A 14,634-nucleotide genomic window follows, 5' to 3' on the forward strand; every position below is an offset into this window, starting at 1 on the left:
GGATTTTAAGAAATGGCAAAGTCAAAGTTTGAACGTAATAAACCGCACGTCAACGTCGGCACTATTGGTCACGTCGACCATGGCAAAACCACGCTGACAGCTGCTATCGCTACATCGTGCGCTAAGCTTTATGGCGGCGACGCTAAAGGCTACGACCAAATCGATTCGAGCCCTGAAGAAAAGGCTCGTGGTATTACGATTAATACATCGCACGTTGAATACGACAGCCCGATTCGCCACTACGCGCACGTCGACTGCCCAGGTCACGCTGACTATGTGAAAAACATGATCACCGGTGCTGCTCAAATGGACGGCGCTATCCTCGTGATCGCGGCAACTGACGGCCCTATGGCGCAAACACGTGAGCACATCCTGCTATCACGTCAAGTTGGCGTTCCATACATCGTTGTGTTTTTGAACAAATGCGACCTCGTCGATGACGAAGAGCTGCTGGAATTGGTGGAAATGGAAGTTCGCGAACTTCTAACCATGTACAAATTCCCAGGCGATGACACACCAGTCATCCGTGGTTCAGCGCTGCAAGCATTGAACGGCGAAACAACCGAGTTCGGCATGCCTGCGATTGCTAAACTAGTTGAAACACTGGATAGCTATATCCCAGAGCCACTACGTGCAATCGACAAGCCATTCCTGATGCCTATCGAAGACGTATTCTCCATCTCTGGTCGCGGTACTGTTGTGACTGGTCGTGTTGAGCGTGGCATCGTTAAAGTCGGCGAAGAAATCGAAATCGTTGGTTTGAAAGACACTGTTAAAACGACCTGTACTGGCGTTGAAATGTTCCGCAAATTGCTCGACGAAGGTCGTGCAGGCGAGAACTGCGGCGTGTTGCTGCGTGGTACTAAGCGTGAAGACGTGCAACGTGGTCAGGTTCTGGCTAAGCCAGGCACGATCAAGCCACACACCCAGTTTGAATCGGAAATCTATGTGCTGAGCAAAGATGAAGGTGGTCGTCACACGCCATTCTTCAAAGGCTACCGCCCACAGTTCTACTTCCGTACAACAGACGTGACAGGCGCTATTGAGTTGGCCGAAGGCGTAGAGATGGTTATGCCTGGCGACAACATCAACGTGAACGTCACGCTGATCGCACCAATTGCTATGGAAGAAGGCTTGCGCTTCGCCATCCGTGAAGGCGGTCGTACCGTCGGCGCTGGTGTTGTTGCTAAAATCTTCGCCTAAGCGGTGATTCAAAGCCTCGAGCGGCATTTGCTCTCGAGGCTTTTAGGGCAGGCAGCAAATCGTTATTAGTATCTGTAGGAAATTCGCAAATAGTACTTGCGGCAGAACCCGTCAGCTATTAATATACGCCACCCCAGAAAGTTGGGGTGTACATCCGGAGCATAGTTTCCGGCCTGGTTTGTGAGAAGTCTTCTATTAGTTAGCAAGCTAGTAGTGGGCTAGTTCTTTTTTGCTTTGGAGTTGCTGGAATGGCTAACCAGAGAATCCGCATCCGCCTGAAGGCGTTCGATCATCGTCTGATCGACCAATCGGCGCTCGAGATTGTGGAAACCGCGAAACGTACAGGGGCGCAAGTTTGTGGCCCTATCCCGATGCCAACGCGCATCGAGCGTTTCAACGTACTGACCTCGCCGCACGTCAATAAAGACGCGCGCGATCAGTATGAAATTCGCACCCATAAGCGCTTGGTTGACATTGTTCAGCCAACAGACAAAACAGTCGATGCGCTAATGAAATTGGACCTCGCCGCTGGCGTAGATGTTCAAATCAGCTTGGGTTGATCGTTCAGCAGAAGGTCTCCTCTGAGACAGTGTGCCAAAGAGGTCTGAATAAATGGCTATTGGATTAGTCGGTCGTAAATGCGGGATGACGCGCGTATTCACAGAAGCAGGTGTTTCAATTCCTGTGACTGTGATCGAAGTCGATCCAAACCGTATTACGCAAATCAAATCGCTCGAAAGCGATGGTTACCAAGCAGTGCAAGTAACTACAGGCGAGCGTCGTGCTTCCCGTGTTACGAAGCCAATGGCTGGTCACTTCGCTAAAGCTAATGTGGCAGCTGGTCGTGGCGTGTGGGAATTCCGCATCGCTGGCGATGAAGCCGCTGAGTTGGCTGTTGGTGGTGAATTAGCCGTGACCATGTTTACTCCTGGTCAGGTGGTTGATGTCACTGGTACATCTAAAGGCAAGGGTTTCCAGGGCGGTGTTAAGCGCTGGAACTTCAGTATGCAAGATGCCACGCACGGTAACTCCGTGTCGCACCGTGCGCACGGCTCCACCGGTCAGAACCAAAGCCCAGGTAAGGTTTTCAAGGGCAAGAAGATGGCTGGTCATATGGGTGCCGAGCGCGTCACAGTTCAAGGTCTGGAAGTGGTATCGATTGATCTCGAGCGCAACGTGCTCGTTATTAAAGGTGCTGTGCCGGGCGCAACCGGTAATGACGTCATCGTACGTCCGACCGTGAAGGCCTGAGGAGAATAACGTGAACCTCAAGACTGTATCCGGGTCCGCCGTTGAGCTCTCCGAAGTTGCTTTCGGTAAAGAATTCAACGAAGCCCTAGTGCACCAGGTTGTTGTTGCATACATGGCTGGTGCTCGTCAGGGCACTAAGGCGCAGAAATCGCGTGCCGAAGTCAGTGGCGGCGGCAAAAAGCCATTTAAACAAAAAGGTTCGGGTCGCGCCCGTGCTGGTTCAATTCGCAGCCCCATTTGGCGTGGCGGCGGAAAGAGCTTTGCAGCACGTCCGCAAGACTGGGATCAAAAAGTAAACCGTAAGATGTATCGCGGTGCTATGCAGTGCATCTTGGCTGAACTCGTTCGCCAAGACCGCTTAGTGCTTGTGGATGACTTCACGGTTTCTGCACCGAAAACTAAAGAACTGATGACTAAGCTGCAAAGCTTAGGTCTGACGAACGCGCTGATCATCACTGATGCTGTTGACGAGAACTTGTATCTCGCGGCACGTAACATCCCGCATATCGATGTGATCGATACAACGGCTGTTGATCCGGTGAGCTTGATTGGCTACGAAAAGGTACTGATGTCTGTGCCTGCAGCCAAGAAACTTGAGGTGGAATTGGGATGAGCCAGGAACGTCTGTTGCAAGTATTGCTTGCGCCGCATGTGTCCGAGAAAGCCACGATGGTAGCTGATAAGCATCGTCAAGTGGTTTTTAAGGTGAGTCGCGACGCCAACAAGCTAGAAATCAAGAAGGCCGTTGAAGATCTGCTCAACGTTAAAGTTGATGCGGTTAACACTGTGCTGGTCAAGGGCAAAAGCAAACGCTTTGGTCGCTCCCAGGGCCGTCGCCAAGACTTCAAAAAGGCTTACGTCTCGTTGAAGGAAGGCTTTGACATCGACTTTAATGCCATTGGCACAGTCGAATAAGGGCCGGGAGAACTGACATGGCAATTGTAAAATGCAAACCGACCTCGCCAGGCCGTCGTTTCGTTGAGAAGGTGGTTCATAAGCACCTTCACAAAGGTCGCCCACACGCGCCTTTGGTCGAATCACAGTCGCGCACTGGTGGTCGTAACAATAATGGCCGCATCACCATGCGTCACATTGGTGGTGGTCACAAACAGTTATATCGAGTGATCGATTTCAAGCGCGGCAAAGATGGCATTCCAGCCACCGTTGAGCGTATTGAATACGACCCTAACCGTACCGCTCACATCGCATTGTTGAAGTATGCTGATGGCGACCGTCGTTACATGATCGCGCTGAAAAATCAGCAAGTTGGCGATCAAGTAATGTCGGGTGACGCAGCGCCGATCAAGGTGGGTAACGTGTTGCCATTGCGCAATATGCCACTAGGTTCGACAATTTGCTGCATCGAACTGAAGCCTGGTAAAGGTGCTCAGTTGGTTCGTTCGGCAGGTACTTCGGCTCAGTTGCTCGGTCGTGATGGTAGCTACGCTATCGTGCGCTTACGCTCAGGCGAAATGCGTAAAATTCACGTCGACTGCCGCGCTGCATTCGGTGAAATATCCAACAGCGAGCATAGCTTGCGTTCGTTGGGTAAAGCCGGTGCTAGCCGCTGGCGTGGTGTTCGTCCGACAGTTCGTGGTATGGCCATGAACCCGGTTGATCACCCGCATGGTGGTGGTGAAGGTCGTAACAAGGGCATGCAGCCGGTGTCGCCATGGGGCACGCCGTCCAAGGGTTATAAAACCCGTAATAATAAGCGTACTAGCGGCATGATTGTCCGCGACCGTCGCGTCAAGTAATGGGTAGAGGAGTCTTATTGTGCCTCGTTCACTGAAAAAGGGTCCGTTCGTTGATACCCATCTGTTTGTTAAGGTGGAAGCAGCGGCGGCAGCCAACTCGAAAAAGCCTATCAAGACCTGGTCGCGTCGCTCGATGATTCTGCCGGAAATGGTTGGCTTAACGATTGCTGTTCATAACGGCAAACAACACGTGCCTGTGTTCATCACTGAACACATGGTTGGTCATAAACTTGGCGAATTCGCGCCGACTCGTACCTATCGCGGTCACGTTGTCGACAAGAAATCGAAGCGTTAAGGAGAGCATGATGGAAGCTACCGCAAAATTGCGTGGCGCGCCGATCTCGGCTCAAAAGGCTCGCCTTGTCGCCGATCAAGTTCGCGGCTTGTCCGTTGAGCTGGCCCTCAATACGCTGAATTTCAGCGATAAGAAGGCCGCAGGCTTCGTTAAAAAAGTGCTCGAATCAGCAATAGCTAATGCCGAGCACAACCAGGGGGCGGATGTGGACGAACTACGCGTCGCCACTATCTTTGTAGATGAGGGTGTAACGCTTAAGCGTATCCTGCCACGCGCTAAAGGCCGTGCGGATCGTATTAGCAAGCGCACATGCCACATCTCCGTCATCGTGGCTGAAGGCAAGTAAGGGGCTGAAGAAATGGGTCAGAAAGTTCATCCAATCGGTATCCGCTTAGGTGTTATTAAAAAACATAACGCCAACTGGTATGCCAGCCCGAAGCAATACGCTGAGTTCTTACTCGCTGACTTGCAAGTGCGTGAGTTTTTAAATGTGCGTCTAAAAGCCGCTTCAGTGAGCAAGATTCTCATTGAGCGTCCTTCTGAAAACGCACGCATTACGATTTCGACAGCTCGCCCTGGCGTGCTGATTGGCAAGAAGGGTGAAGACGTCGAACGTCTACGCCGTGAAGTCGCCAAATTGATGAAGATGCCGGTACAGATCAACATCGACGAAATTCGTAAGCCAGACTTAGATGCCAAGCTCGTTGCTGAAGGTATTGCCTCGCAACTCGAGCGTCGTGTGATGTTCCGTCGTGCTATGAAGCGCGCGGTACAGAACTCCATGCGTGCTGGCGCTAAAGGGATCAAGGTTGAAGTGTCGGGCCGTTTAGGCGGAGCAGAAATTGCTCGTACCGAATGGTACCGCGAAGGCCGTGTGCCACTTCACACTCTGCGCGCTGACATCGATTATTCGATCGTGCGTGCTGAAACCACCTACGGCTGTATCGGCGTTAAAGTGTGGATTTTCAAGGGTGAAATCCTGGGTGGTATGGATCAGGCCTATGCGCCAGCTCCTGCCGAGGAAGCCCGTCCCGCTAAAAAGCGCGGCCCGAAGAACTAAGGGGTTGAGAGATGTTACAGCCTAAAAGAACTAAGTTCCGCAAGATGCACAAAGGCCGCAACACTGGCCTGGCGCTTCGTGGCAGCACAGTTGCATTTGGTACGATTGCATTGAAATCTGTTGAGCGTGGTCGTATCACTGCTCGTCAAATTGAAGCGGCTCGTCGTGCTATTTCGCGTCGTGTGAAGCGTGGCGGCAAAATTTTCATCCGCGTTTTCCCGGACAAGCCCATCACCAAGAAGCCTTTGGAAGTTCGTATGGGTAAAGGTAAGGGTAGCGTGGAGTATTGGGTGGCTGAAATTCAGCCAGGTAAGATTCTTTATGAGATGGAAGGCGTCCCTGACGACTTGGCTCGTGAAGCGTTTACCCTGGCTGCCGCCAAGCTGCCTCTCAAGACCACCATTGTTACTCGGACGGTGATGTAATGAACGGCAAAGATTTACGTGAAAAGAGCGTTGAGGACTTGAACAAAGAGCTCAGCAATTTACAGCGTCAGCAGTTTACGCTGCGTATGGCTCAGGCGACCGGTCAGCTGGCTCAAAACCACAAGATCGATGTGGTTCGCAAGGACATCGCCCGTGTAAAGACCATCCTGACAGAAAAGGAAGGTAACTGACCATGACGGAACAGTCCAAAACTCAACGTATCGTCGTTGGCAAAGTAGTCAGCAACAAGATGGATAAGTCCATCACTGTGCTGATTGAGCGTAAGGTTAAGCACCCGCTGTATGGTAAATACATCACGCGCTCAACTAAAATGCATGCACATGATGAACAAAACATTTGCCAAGAAGGTGATGTGGTCTCCATTCAGGAGTGCCGCCCACTGTCCAAGTTGAAAAACTGGGTCTTGGTGGAAGTACTAGAGAAAGCCAAAGCTTAAGCAGTTTGGCTTGCGACTTTGTGTCGCATCAGTTAGGATTTCGCGCCCCGCATAGAGGGGGCTCCCTTTTTGTAGGGTTTGGAGAGAGTAATGATTCAGACCGAAACGATGCTCGAGGTCGCTGACAACAGCGGTGCTCGTCGTGTCATGTGTATCAAGGTTCTCGGTGGTTCACACCGCCGTTATGCCTCGGTCGGTGATGTCATCAAGGTTACTGTTAAGGAAGCAATTCCTCGCGGTAAGGTCAAGAAAGGCGACGTCATGAACGCCGTGGTTGTGCGTACCAAAAAAGGTATTCGCCGCCCAGACGGTTCCGTGATTCGCTTTGATGACAATGCTGCCGTGATCTTGAACAACAACAAGTCCCCGATCGGCACCCGTATCTTCGGGCCGGTGACCCGTGAATTGCGTAATGAGCAGTTCATGAAGATCATCTCGCTCGCCCCTGAAGTGCTGTGAGGTAGACAGAGATGGCAAAGATTAAGCGTGACGACGAAGTGGTCGTGATTGCAGGTAAAGATAAAGGCAAGCGCGGCAAGGTGCTAAACGTTGCCGAAGGTCGTGTATTGGTAGCCGGTGTAAACCTGGTGAAGAAACACGTTAAGCCGAATCCGAACCGTGGCGAACAAGGTGGTATTTTGGAGCGCGAAGCCGCTTTGAATATTTCCAACATTGCCCTTTTCAATCAGGCCACAAATAAAGCAGACCGCGTTGGTTATAAGATTTTAGAAGACGGCAAAAAAGTCCGTATTTTCAAATCGACCGGCGAAGTCGCTGACACTAAGTAAGGTAGGTTGGTTTAAATGGCCAGACTGAAAGCTGTATTTAAAAATGAGATTTCGCCCAAGCTGCAAGAAGAGCTGGGTCTCAAGAACGTGATGCAGATTCCACGCATCACAAAGATTACTCTGAATATGGGAGTGGGCGGTGCCAGCCAAGACAAGAAGCTTGTCGATGGCGCCGTGGCCGATATGCAGTTGATTTCTGGCCAAAAACCCGTTGTCACGCTCACTCGCAAATCCATCGCAGGCTTTAAAATCCGTGATGGCTGGCCAATTGGCTGCAAAGTAACTTTGCGCGGCGACATGATGTATGAATTTTTAGATCGTCTGATTGGCATCACGATTCCTCGTATTCGTGACTTCCGCGGGTTCAGCCCGAAATCATTCGATGGTCGTGGCAACTATAGCCTCGGCCTAAAAGAGCAAATCGTTTTCACAGAAATCGATTACGACAAAATCGATCGCCTGCGTGGCATGGACGTGGTTATCACGACTACTGCGCGTACCGACGAAGAAGGTCGCGCATTGCTGCGAGCTTTCCAGTTCCCGTTTAAGTGAGGCTGAGACATGGCTAAGAAGAGCATGAAGAATCGCGAATTAAAGCGCGAAAAACTAGTTGCCAAGTTCTCAACGCTTCGTCAGGAACTGAAGGCAACGATTTCGAGTGTTAGCGCCAGTGAAGAAGATCGTTGGTCTGCCATTCTGCGCCTACAAGGCTTGCCACGTGATTCGAGCCCAAGCCGTCTGCGTAATCGCTGCGGTTTAACGGGTCGTCCACACGGCTATTTCCGTAAGTTTGGCCTGTCGCGTATTAAATTACGTGAAGCCGTGATGCGTGGCGATGTGCCAGGCGTCGTTAAGGCTAGCTGGTAAGAGGGTTACAGAATGAGTATGCAAGATACCGTTGCGGATATGCTAACGCGCATTCGTAATGCCCAACGTGCCGGTAAGCCAACAGTTGGTATGCCGTCATCGAAGCTAAAAGTTTCGCTAGCCAACGTTTTGCAAAGCGAAGGTTATGTCGCTGGCTCAGAAGTAAGTGAAGGTCCAAAGCCTGTACTTACGTTGACTTTGAAGTATTTCGAAGGCAAGCCAGTAATCGAAGAAATTAAGCGTATTAGCCGTCCAGGCCTTCGTATTTACAAAGGTTCGAACCAGTTAACACGCGTCAAGCAGGGCTTAGGTGTTCTGCTTGTGTCGACTAACAAGGGCATCATGACTGATCGTGCCGCACGCGCCGCTGGCGTGGGTGGCGAAGTCATCGCGCTCGTGTCGTAAGAGGAAGCGAAGATGTCTCGTGTTGCCAAATCCCCGATTACTCTGCCAGCTGGCGTTGAAGTAATCATTAAGGGCCAAGACGTTCAAGTTAAGGGTGGCAAAGGCGTTTTGAGCATTATGCTCAATGACTTAGTCGCTGTTTCGCAAGAAGGTAGTGAGTTGAAGTTTTCGCCACGCGAAGACACACAAGCTGGCTGGATGCAAACAGGTACGGCTCGCGCTGTTCTTAACAACTATGTAATCGGTGTGTCCGCAGGCTTCGAGCGCAAATTGCAGCTCATTGGTGTGGGTTACAAAGCCGCTGCTAAAGGCAAAACGCTAAACTTAGCGCTTGGCTTCTCGCACCCGGTTGACTACGAATTGCCAGAAGGTGTTACCGCGGAAACGCCAACACCGACTGAAATTATTCTGAAGTCAGTCGACAAGCAGCTCCTCGGTCAGGTCGCCGCCAACGTGCGTGGCTACCGTCCGCCAGAGCCTTACAAGGGCAAAGGTGTTCGTTACTCAGACGAGAATGTTCTGCGTAAAGAAGCCAAGAAGAAGTAACGAGGTAGAGACTCACCATGAACGACAAGAAAGTTGCTCGTCAGCGTCGTGCTCGCAGCACACGCATCAAGATTCGCGAACAAGGTGCTGTTCGTCTCTGCGTGAATCGTACGCCACGTCATATGTATGCCCAGATTATTTCGGCAGACGGTGGTTCGATTCTGGCTCAGGCTTCCACCCTGGACGCATCACTGCGCGATGGCGGAACAGGCAATATCGATGCAGCCAAGAAAGTTGGCGCATTGGTTGCTGAACGTGCCAAAGCGGCAGGTGTCACCCGCGTAGCGTTTGATCGCTCCGGCTTTAAGTATCACGGTCGCGTGCAAGCATTAGCAGATGCTGCGCGTGAAGCCGGTCTGGAATTCTAAGGGTTGAATCATGGCTAAGCTTGAACAAAACGAAGGTTTCGTCGAGAAGCTGGTTGAGGTCAACCGGGTTTCTAAGACCGTCAAAGGCGGTAAAATTTTTGCTTTCACAGCACTAACTGTTGTTGGTGATGGTAATGGTCGTGTGGGCTTCGGTCGCGGTAAAGCGCGTGAAGTTCCTGCTGCCATTCAAAAAGCACTGGAAGCTGCTCGACGCAATATGATCCAAGTGGATTTGAATGGCACAACCATTCAGCACCCCATTAATGGTCGTCATGGTGCAACCCGCGTGTATATGCAGCCTGCCTCTGAAGGTACGGGTGTTATCGCTGGTGGCGCAATGCGTGCAGTTCTGGAAGTTGCTGGTGTGCAAAACGTGTTGGCAAAGTGCTACGGCTCTACGAATGCTAACAACGTGGTTCACGCCACTTTCAATGGCCTGTCTGAGATGACATCGCCGGATCAAGTTGCTGCAAAGCGCGGCTTGACGGTCGAAGAAATCCTGGGGTAATGCGATGAGCACCATTAAAGTCACACAAGTGCGCTCCGGCGCACACAAGCTCAAGAACCACAAGCTTTGCTTGCAGGGTCTTGGTCTTCGCCGCATAGGTCACACGGTGGAAGTTATTGATACGCCGTCAAACCGCGGCATGATCAACAAGGTTCATTACCTTGTGAAGATTGAGGGTTAATCATGCATTTAAATGATCTGAGTCCTGCTCCAGGCTCAACCCATGCTCCTAAGCGCCGTGGCCGTGGTATTGGCTCAGGCTTAGGTAAAACTGGTGGTGTTGGTGTTAAAGGCCAAAAATCACGCGGTAAAGGCAAGGTACGTGCAGGCTTCGAAGGCGGTCAAATGCCTTTGTATCGTCGTCTGCCAAAATTCGGCTTCACATCACTAAAGCAACAAGTAACTGCTGAAGTGCGTTTGTCTGAAATTGGCTTGGTTGATGGTGATGAAGTTACTTTGGCTAGCTTAATCACTGCCAACGTTGTGCGTAACGACATGACACGTGCTCGTGTAATTTTGTCTGGTGAAGTGGCTCGCGCCCTCACAGTCAAAGGCCTGAAAGTGACTAAAGGCGCTCGTGCTGCTATTGAAGCAGCCGGCGGCACAGTAGAGGAATAAGCCGAATGGCGAAGCAAGGCGGACAACAAGCACGTGAGATGTTACAAAGCCCAGGTATGCAAAAAGGCATGTCTGAGCTGTGGCGCCGCATCGGCTTTTTGTTGTTGGCCTTGCTGGTTTTTCGCCTCGGTGCTCACATTCCGGTTCCGGGTATTAACCCGAGCCGGTTAGCTGAGCTATTTGATCAAAATAAAGACACTATCCTGAGCTTGTTTAACATGTTCTCGGGTGGTGCTTTAGAGCGCATGTCTATCCTCGCACTCGGCATCATGCCGTATATTTCTGCGTCGATTATCATGCAGCTTGCCGCGACGATTATCCCGTCGTTGGAAGCGTTAAAGAAAGAAGGTGAGGCTGGTCGTAGGCAGATCACTCAGTACACTCGCTATGGCACGGTTTTTCTGGCGCTAATTCAATCGATTGGCATGTCAGCTGGTTTGGTTTCACAAGGCATAACGTTGAATGATGGCATGGCATTTTTTGTGCCAGCAGTAGTTAGTTTGGTTGCCGGGTCTGTATTTTTGATGTGGCTTGGCGAGCAGATTACTGAGCGCGGTGTTGGTAACGGTATTTCAATGCTGATTTTCGCCGGCATTGTTGCTGGTATGCCTGGCGCCGTAGGCATGGCTTTAGAGTCAGCTCGCCAAGGTGAGATTGGTATTCTGGCGTTGCTAGTAATTACTGTTCTAGCCATTGCTGTCGTTGCTGCTGTTGTGTTCATGGAGCGCGGCCAGCGTCGCATTACAGTGCAGTACGCGCAGCGCCAACAGGGTCGCAGAGTATTTGCAGCGCAGCAAAGTCACTTGCCATTAAAGATAAACATGGCTGGCGTTATTCCTGCGATTTTTGCTAGCTCGTTATTGTTGTTCCCGGCCAGTATCGGTCAATGGTTTGCACAGTCGCCTAACCCAACGACCTTCCAGCGTATCTTGCAGGAAATGTCTTTGCTGTTAGCGCCGGCACAGCCGCTGTACTTACTACTGTTTGCCGTACTAATTATTTTCTTCTGCTACTTCTACACGGCCTTAGTTTTCAACCCGCGTGATGTAGCAGATAACCTGAAGAAATCTGGTGCTTATATTCCAGGTATTCGTCCAGGTGAGCAAACCAGCCGTTATATCGACACCGTATTGGGTCGCTTAACACTGGTTGGGTCGCTTTACATGACAGCTGTATGTCTGTTGCCGATGATTTTACAGGTATCATTCAATGTGCCGTTTTATCTCGGTGGTACCTCGTTGTTGATTGTCGTGGTTGTGGTGATGGACTTTATGTCTCAAGTTCAATCCCATCTCATGTCGCAGCAGTATGAGTCATTGATGAAGAAGGCTAACTTGAAAGGCTTCGGTCCTGCTGGTCAAATTCGTTAATTCTCGCGTTTAGTAATTTTGTTGGAGTAGGTGGACCATGAAAGTTCAAGCCTCAGTAAAAAAGATTTGTGGCAACTGTAAAATTGTTCGTCGCAATGGAAGCCTTCGTGTGATCTGCAGCGCTGAACCGCGCCACAAACAACGTCAAGGTTAATCTCAGCAAACGGTTGCATTCGGCCAGTTGAGTCGTTAGACTCTCGCGCCTTGCGCTTGGTCCGAATCATCGGTCTGATACGAAAAGAAGTGGAGTAAAGGTCAATGGCTCGTATTGCCGGCGTCAACATTCCTGATAACAAGCATGCGGTCATTTCATTGACCTACATTTTTGGTATCGGTCGCACTACCTCGGTGAAGATTCTTTCTGCCGTAGGCATCGCACCGGAAACTAAGATCAAAGATCTTACCGATGCGCAGCTCGATTTAGTTCGGGCACAAGTAGCTACACACGCAACTGAGGGTGACCTCCGTCGCGAAGTGTCCATGAACATTAAGCGTCTCATGGATTTAGGTTGCTATCGTGGTATGCGTCATCGTCGTGGCCTTCCGGTCCGCGGTCAGCGTACTAAAACGAATGCTCGTACCCGTAAGGGCCCGCGCAAAGCACTTAAAAAGTAATTTTTATTCATTCTGCCGAACTCGGAAGCTAAAAGATGGCGAAAGATAACTCGCGCGCACGTAAGAAGGTGACCCGTCAGGTCTCTGACGGCATCGCGCACATTCATGCGTCTTTTAATAACACCATTGTGATGATTACCGATCGTCAAGGTAACGCACTGGCCTGGGCCACCTCTGGTGGTCAGGGCTTCCGCGGTTCCCGCAAGTCCACCCCATTTGCCGCACAGGTTGCCGCAGAAGTTGCTGGTAAAGCAGCTGCTGAATACGGTTTGAAAAATCTGGATGTGCAAGTGAAGGGTCCGGGCCCGGGCCGCGAATCCGCCGTGCGCGCTTTGAACGCAGCTGGTTATAAGATCAATAGCATTTCAGATGTGACACCCATCCCGCACAACGGATGCCGTCCTTCTAAAAAGCGTCGCGTGTAAGAGGAGACTGGGAATATGGCTCGTTATATTGGCCCAAAATGTAAGCTCTCCCGTCGCGAAGGAACCGATCTTCAACTGAAGAGCGGCGTTCGTGCACTGGACACCAAATGCAAAGCTGATCAAGCACCAGGCCAGCATGGCGCATCCCGCAAGGGTCGCATGTCGGAGTACGGTACTCAGCATCGTGAAAAAATGAAAGTTCGTCGTATTTACGGTGTGCTTGAGCGTCAATTCAGCAATTACTACAAAGAAGCTGCTCGTCTTCGTGGTTCAACTGGTGAAAACCTGTTGCTTTTGCTTGAGTCGCGTTTAGATAACGTTGTGTATCGCATGGGTTTCGGTGCTACTCGCTCCGAATCACGTCAGCTGGTTAGCCACCGCGCAATCTTGGTAAATGGCGTTCGCGTCAACGTTGCCTCGATTCAGGTAGCTCCTGGTGATGTCATCACTGTTCACGAGAAAGCGAAAGGCCAAGTGCGCGTTAAAAACGCTTTGGAATTAGCTGCTCAACGTGGTGTTCCAGTATGGCTTCAGGTGGATAACACCAAGCTCGAAGGTACATTTAAGACACGTCCGGAACGTTCCGACTTGTCCTCTGAAATCAACGAAAACTTGATCGTTGAACTGTACTCCAAGTAATCGCTTGATTTGAGGGTGTCATCCATGTCACAGGTTAATGAGTTTCTGACGCCGCGCAGCATCGCTGTGCAGGCAGTCAGCGCTACCCGCGCCAAGGTCACCCTGGAGCCGCTTGAACGCGGTTTCGGTCATACGCTGGGTAATGCTTTGCGTCGCATTTTGCTATCTTCCATGCCCGGTGCGGCAGTGGTCGATGTTGAAATCGAAGGCGTTGAGCATGAGTACAGCGCCATTGAAGGTGTTCAGGAAGATGTCATCGAAATCCTGCTCAACCTGAAAGGCTTGGCACTAAAATTGTTTGAACAGCAAGAAGCCATTTTAGCGATTGATGCTAAAGGTCCTTGCGTTGTAACTGCTGCTGATTTGTCGTTGCCACATAACTGCGAAGTGGTTAACCCTTCGCATGTTATTGCAACCTTGGGCGCTAACGCGCACTTGAAAATGAAGCTGCGTGTTGCACGCGGTCGCGGCTATGAGCCCGCAGACGGTCGTTACGAAGAAGATGAAACGCGTCCAATTGGCCGTTTACTTTTAGATGCTTCGTTTAGCCCGATTCTACGTGTTGCTTACGTCGTTGAAAGTGCGCGTGTTGAACAGCGTACTGACTTGGACAAGCTGGTAATTGACTTGGAAACAAACGGTACCATTGATGCTGAAGAAGCGATTCGTCGCGCAGCAACAGTGTTACAACAGCAAATCGCCGTCTTCGTTGATTTGGAAGCAGATAGCCCATCCGTGGCTCCGCTACCAGGCAACGATGTTGATCCGATCTTGTTGCGTCCAGTTGATGACCTAGAGTTAACCGTTCGTTCGGCTAACTGCTTGAAAGCTGAAAATATTTACTACATCGGTGATCTGGTTCAGCGCACTGAAGTAGAACTGTTGAAGACGCCGAACTTAGGCAAGAAATCATTGACTGAAATCAAAGATGTCTTGGCTTCCAAAGGCTTGTCTTTGGGGATGCGCTTGGAGAACTGGCCACCAGCTAGCCTGCGCAATGACGACCGTTTGAATTTTCGCGGCCGTTAATCGGCAAC

At 50.8% G+C, this 14,634-nt stretch carries 28 protein-coding genes; all 28 read left to right on the forward strand.

The features are described 5' to 3' along the window. The first annotated feature begins 12 nt into the window (after positions 1-12). The 28 genes from tuf (at position 13) to ACFQ0F_RS11285 (ending at position 14,626) form a co-directional block, all read left to right on the forward strand. Entirely contained in the window at positions 13-1,203 is a 1,191-nt protein-coding gene (tuf, locus tag ACFQ0F_RS11150) for an elongation factor Tu (protein ID WP_379072214.1), read from the forward strand. Positions 1,204-1,451: 248 nt separating this feature from the next. Beyond that, positions 1,452-1,763: a 30S ribosomal protein S10 gene (rpsJ, locus tag ACFQ0F_RS11155; RefSeq protein ID WP_340675024.1), complete on the forward strand. Its 312-nt coding sequence runs from the start codon at positions 1,452-1,454 to the stop codon at positions 1,761-1,763. Between the two features lie 52 nt (positions 1,764-1,815). Continuing rightward, the gene (gene rplC, locus ACFQ0F_RS11160; protein ID WP_340675023.1) at positions 1,816-2,454 is read left to right on the forward strand and encodes a 50S ribosomal protein L3; all 639 of its coding nucleotides are present in this window, start codon (positions 1,816-1,818) and stop codon (positions 2,452-2,454) included. Positions 2,455-2,464: 10 nt separating this feature from the next. Then, a complete protein-coding gene (gene rplD / locus ACFQ0F_RS11165; RefSeq protein ID WP_340675022.1) occupies positions 2,465-3,067 on the forward strand; it encodes a 50S ribosomal protein L4 in 603 nt (200 codons plus the stop codon). Further along, the gene (rplW, locus tag ACFQ0F_RS11170; protein WP_340675021.1) at positions 3,064-3,369 is read left to right on the forward strand and encodes a 50S ribosomal protein L23; all 306 of its coding nucleotides are present in this window, start codon (positions 3,064-3,066) and stop codon (positions 3,367-3,369) included. The genes rplD and rplW overlap by 4 nt, the downstream gene beginning before the upstream one ends. 17 nt (positions 3,370-3,386) lie before the next feature. Further along, entirely contained in the window at positions 3,387-4,211 is an 825-nt protein-coding gene (rplB, locus tag ACFQ0F_RS11175) for a 50S ribosomal protein L2 (RefSeq protein ID WP_340675020.1), read from the forward strand. Positions 4,212-4,230: 19 nt separating this feature from the next. Continuing rightward, entirely contained in the window at positions 4,231-4,506 is a 276-nt protein-coding gene (gene rpsS / locus ACFQ0F_RS11180) for a 30S ribosomal protein S19 (protein WP_340675019.1), read from the forward strand. A 10-nt stretch (positions 4,507-4,516) separates the two neighbouring features. After that, complete coding sequence (gene rplV / locus ACFQ0F_RS11185; protein ID WP_340675018.1) at positions 4,517-4,852, forward strand: 50S ribosomal protein L22; 336 nt, start codon at positions 4,517-4,519, stop codon at positions 4,850-4,852. 12 nt (positions 4,853-4,864) lie between these two features. Next, entirely contained in the window at positions 4,865-5,566 is a 702-nt protein-coding gene (gene rpsC / locus ACFQ0F_RS11190) for a 30S ribosomal protein S3 (RefSeq protein ID WP_340675017.1), read from the forward strand. A gap of 11 nt (positions 5,567-5,577) precedes the next feature. Further along, entirely contained in the window at positions 5,578-5,991 is a 414-nt protein-coding gene (rplP, locus tag ACFQ0F_RS11195; protein WP_340675016.1) for a 50S ribosomal protein L16, read from the forward strand. Then, positions 5,991-6,182, forward strand: a complete 192-nt coding sequence (rpmC, locus tag ACFQ0F_RS11200) for a 50S ribosomal protein L29 (RefSeq protein ID WP_340675015.1) — start codon at positions 5,991-5,993, stop codon at positions 6,180-6,182. The genes rplP and rpmC overlap by 1 nt, the downstream gene beginning before the upstream one ends. A 2-nt stretch (positions 6,183-6,184) precedes the next feature. Continuing rightward, positions 6,185-6,448, forward strand: coding sequence for a 30S ribosomal protein S17 (rpsQ, locus tag ACFQ0F_RS11205; protein ID WP_340675014.1), 264 nt, complete (start codon positions 6,185-6,187; stop codon positions 6,446-6,448). A 90-nt stretch (positions 6,449-6,538) separates the two neighbouring features. After that, entirely contained in the window at positions 6,539-6,907 is a 369-nt protein-coding gene (gene rplN, locus ACFQ0F_RS11210) for a 50S ribosomal protein L14 (RefSeq protein WP_340675013.1), read from the forward strand. A gap of 11 nt (positions 6,908-6,918) precedes the next feature. Then, entirely contained in the window at positions 6,919-7,236 is a 318-nt protein-coding gene (gene rplX / locus ACFQ0F_RS11215; protein ID WP_340675012.1) for a 50S ribosomal protein L24, read from the forward strand. 15 nt (positions 7,237-7,251) lie between these two features. Further along, a complete protein-coding gene (gene rplE / locus ACFQ0F_RS11220; protein WP_340675011.1) occupies positions 7,252-7,788 on the forward strand; it encodes a 50S ribosomal protein L5 in 537 nt (178 codons plus the stop codon). A 9-nt stretch (positions 7,789-7,797) separates the two neighbouring features. Beyond that, positions 7,798-8,103 (forward strand): 30S ribosomal protein S14, encoded by a 306-nt coding sequence (gene rpsN, locus ACFQ0F_RS11225; protein ID WP_340675010.1) that lies wholly within the window; start codon positions 7,798-7,800, stop codon positions 8,101-8,103. Positions 8,104-8,115: 12 nt separating this feature from the next. Then, positions 8,116-8,508, forward strand: a complete 393-nt coding sequence (gene rpsH, locus ACFQ0F_RS11230; RefSeq protein ID WP_340675009.1) for a 30S ribosomal protein S8 — start codon at positions 8,116-8,118, stop codon at positions 8,506-8,508. A 12-nt stretch (positions 8,509-8,520) separates the two neighbouring features. After that, the gene (gene rplF, locus ACFQ0F_RS11235; protein WP_340675008.1) at positions 8,521-9,054 is read left to right on the forward strand and encodes a 50S ribosomal protein L6; all 534 of its coding nucleotides are present in this window, start codon (positions 8,521-8,523) and stop codon (positions 9,052-9,054) included. A 17-nt stretch (positions 9,055-9,071) separates the two neighbouring features. After that, on the forward strand, positions 9,072-9,422 hold the full coding sequence (gene rplR / locus ACFQ0F_RS11240) for a 50S ribosomal protein L18 (protein WP_340675007.1): 351 nt from the start codon (positions 9,072-9,074) through the stop codon (positions 9,420-9,422). Between the two features lie 10 nt (positions 9,423-9,432). Further along, positions 9,433-9,930, forward strand: coding sequence for a 30S ribosomal protein S5 (rpsE, locus tag ACFQ0F_RS11245; RefSeq protein WP_340675006.1), 498 nt, complete (start codon positions 9,433-9,435; stop codon positions 9,928-9,930). A gap of 4 nt (positions 9,931-9,934) precedes the next feature. Next, positions 9,935-10,111 carry a 50S ribosomal protein L30 gene (gene rpmD / locus ACFQ0F_RS11250; RefSeq protein WP_340675005.1) on the forward strand — a complete coding sequence of 59 codons (177 nt, stop codon included), beginning with the start codon at positions 9,935-9,937 and terminating at the stop codon, positions 10,109-10,111. A 2-nt stretch (positions 10,112-10,113) separates the two neighbouring features. After that, a complete protein-coding gene (gene rplO / locus ACFQ0F_RS11255; protein ID WP_379072259.1) occupies positions 10,114-10,548 on the forward strand; it encodes a 50S ribosomal protein L15 in 435 nt (144 codons plus the stop codon). Positions 10,549-10,586: 38 nt separating this feature from the next. Next, entirely contained in the window at positions 10,587-11,918 is a 1,332-nt protein-coding gene (gene secY / locus ACFQ0F_RS11260; RefSeq protein WP_340675026.1) for a preprotein translocase subunit SecY, read from the forward strand. Between the two features lie 37 nt (positions 11,919-11,955). Next, the gene (rpmJ, locus tag ACFQ0F_RS11265) at positions 11,956-12,072 is read left to right on the forward strand and encodes a 50S ribosomal protein L36 (RefSeq protein ID WP_082968850.1); all 117 of its coding nucleotides are present in this window, start codon (positions 11,956-11,958) and stop codon (positions 12,070-12,072) included. Positions 12,073-12,176: 104 nt separating this feature from the next. Beyond that, a complete protein-coding gene (rpsM, locus tag ACFQ0F_RS11270) occupies positions 12,177-12,533 on the forward strand; it encodes a 30S ribosomal protein S13 (protein ID WP_340675003.1) in 357 nt (118 codons plus the stop codon). A 35-nt stretch (positions 12,534-12,568) separates the two neighbouring features. After that, on the forward strand, positions 12,569-12,958 hold the full coding sequence (gene rpsK, locus ACFQ0F_RS11275; protein WP_340675002.1) for a 30S ribosomal protein S11: 390 nt from the start codon (positions 12,569-12,571) through the stop codon (positions 12,956-12,958). Positions 12,959-12,973: 15 nt separating this feature from the next. Next, positions 12,974-13,597, forward strand: a complete 624-nt coding sequence (rpsD, locus tag ACFQ0F_RS11280) for a 30S ribosomal protein S4 (RefSeq protein WP_340675001.1) — start codon at positions 12,974-12,976, stop codon at positions 13,595-13,597. Positions 13,598-13,621: 24 nt separating this feature from the next. Next, a complete protein-coding gene (locus tag ACFQ0F_RS11285) occupies positions 13,622-14,626 on the forward strand; it encodes a DNA-directed RNA polymerase subunit alpha (RefSeq protein WP_340675000.1) in 1,005 nt (334 codons plus the stop codon). Positions 14,627-14,634 lie beyond the last annotated feature (8 nt).

Origin of the sequence: Paraperlucidibaca wandonensis (assembly GCF_042677145.1) — a bacterium.
GTDB classification, from domain to species: Bacteria; Pseudomonadota; Gammaproteobacteria; order Pseudomonadales; family Moraxellaceae; genus Perlucidibaca; species Perlucidibaca wandonensis.

Bases quoted from the DNA above. Each gene is read 5' to 3' on its own strand.
- tuf (WP_379072214.1), top strand. From the start codon at position 13: ATGGCAAAGTCAAAGTTTGAACGTAATAAACCGCACGTCAACGTCGGC.
- rpsJ (WP_340675024.1), top strand. From the start codon at position 1,452: ATGGCTAACCAGAGAATCCGCATCCGCCTGAAGGCGTTCGATCATCGT.
- rplC (WP_340675023.1), top strand. From the start codon at position 1,816: ATGGCTATTGGATTAGTCGGTCGTAAATGCGGGATGACGCGCGTATTC.
- rplW (WP_340675021.1), top strand. From the start codon at position 3,064: ATGAGCCAGGAACGTCTGTTGCAAGTATTGCTTGCGCCGCATGTGTCC.
- rplB (WP_340675020.1), top strand. From the start codon at position 3,387: ATGGCAATTGTAAAATGCAAACCGACCTCGCCAGGCCGTCGTTTCGTT.
- rplV (WP_340675018.1), top strand. From the start codon at position 4,517: ATGGAAGCTACCGCAAAATTGCGTGGCGCGCCGATCTCGGCTCAAAAG.
- rpsC (WP_340675017.1), top strand. From the start codon at position 4,865: ATGGGTCAGAAAGTTCATCCAATCGGTATCCGCTTAGGTGTTATTAAA.
- rplP (WP_340675016.1), top strand. From the start codon at position 5,578: ATGTTACAGCCTAAAAGAACTAAGTTCCGCAAGATGCACAAAGGCCGC.
- rpmC (WP_340675015.1), top strand. From the start codon at position 5,991: ATGAACGGCAAAGATTTACGTGAAAAGAGCGTTGAGGACTTGAACAAA.
- rpsQ (WP_340675014.1), top strand. From the start codon at position 6,185: ATGACGGAACAGTCCAAAACTCAACGTATCGTCGTTGGCAAAGTAGTC.
- rplN (WP_340675013.1), top strand. From the start codon at position 6,539: ATGATTCAGACCGAAACGATGCTCGAGGTCGCTGACAACAGCGGTGCT.
- rplX (WP_340675012.1), top strand. From the start codon at position 6,919: ATGGCAAAGATTAAGCGTGACGACGAAGTGGTCGTGATTGCAGGTAAA.
- rplE (WP_340675011.1), top strand. From the start codon at position 7,252: ATGGCCAGACTGAAAGCTGTATTTAAAAATGAGATTTCGCCCAAGCTG.
- rpsN (WP_340675010.1), top strand. From the start codon at position 7,798: ATGGCTAAGAAGAGCATGAAGAATCGCGAATTAAAGCGCGAAAAACTA.
- rpsH (WP_340675009.1), top strand. From the start codon at position 8,116: ATGAGTATGCAAGATACCGTTGCGGATATGCTAACGCGCATTCGTAAT.
- rplF (WP_340675008.1), top strand. From the start codon at position 8,521: ATGTCTCGTGTTGCCAAATCCCCGATTACTCTGCCAGCTGGCGTTGAA.
- rplR (WP_340675007.1), top strand. From the start codon at position 9,072: ATGAACGACAAGAAAGTTGCTCGTCAGCGTCGTGCTCGCAGCACACGC.
- rpsE (WP_340675006.1), top strand. From the start codon at position 9,433: ATGGCTAAGCTTGAACAAAACGAAGGTTTCGTCGAGAAGCTGGTTGAG.
- rpmD (WP_340675005.1), top strand. From the start codon at position 9,935: ATGAGCACCATTAAAGTCACACAAGTGCGCTCCGGCGCACACAAGCTC.
- rplO (WP_379072259.1), top strand. From the start codon at position 10,114: ATGCATTTAAATGATCTGAGTCCTGCTCCAGGCTCAACCCATGCTCCT.
- secY (WP_340675026.1), top strand. From the start codon at position 10,587: ATGTTACAAAGCCCAGGTATGCAAAAAGGCATGTCTGAGCTGTGGCGC.
- rpmJ (WP_082968850.1), top strand. From the start codon at position 11,956: ATGAAAGTTCAAGCCTCAGTAAAAAAGATTTGTGGCAACTGTAAAATT.
- rpsM (WP_340675003.1), top strand. From the start codon at position 12,177: ATGGCTCGTATTGCCGGCGTCAACATTCCTGATAACAAGCATGCGGTC.
- rpsK (WP_340675002.1), top strand. From the start codon at position 12,569: ATGGCGAAAGATAACTCGCGCGCACGTAAGAAGGTGACCCGTCAGGTC.
- rpsD (WP_340675001.1), top strand. From the start codon at position 12,974: ATGGCTCGTTATATTGGCCCAAAATGTAAGCTCTCCCGTCGCGAAGGA.
- ACFQ0F_RS11285 (WP_340675000.1), top strand. From the start codon at position 13,622: ATGTCACAGGTTAATGAGTTTCTGACGCCGCGCAGCATCGCTGTGCAG.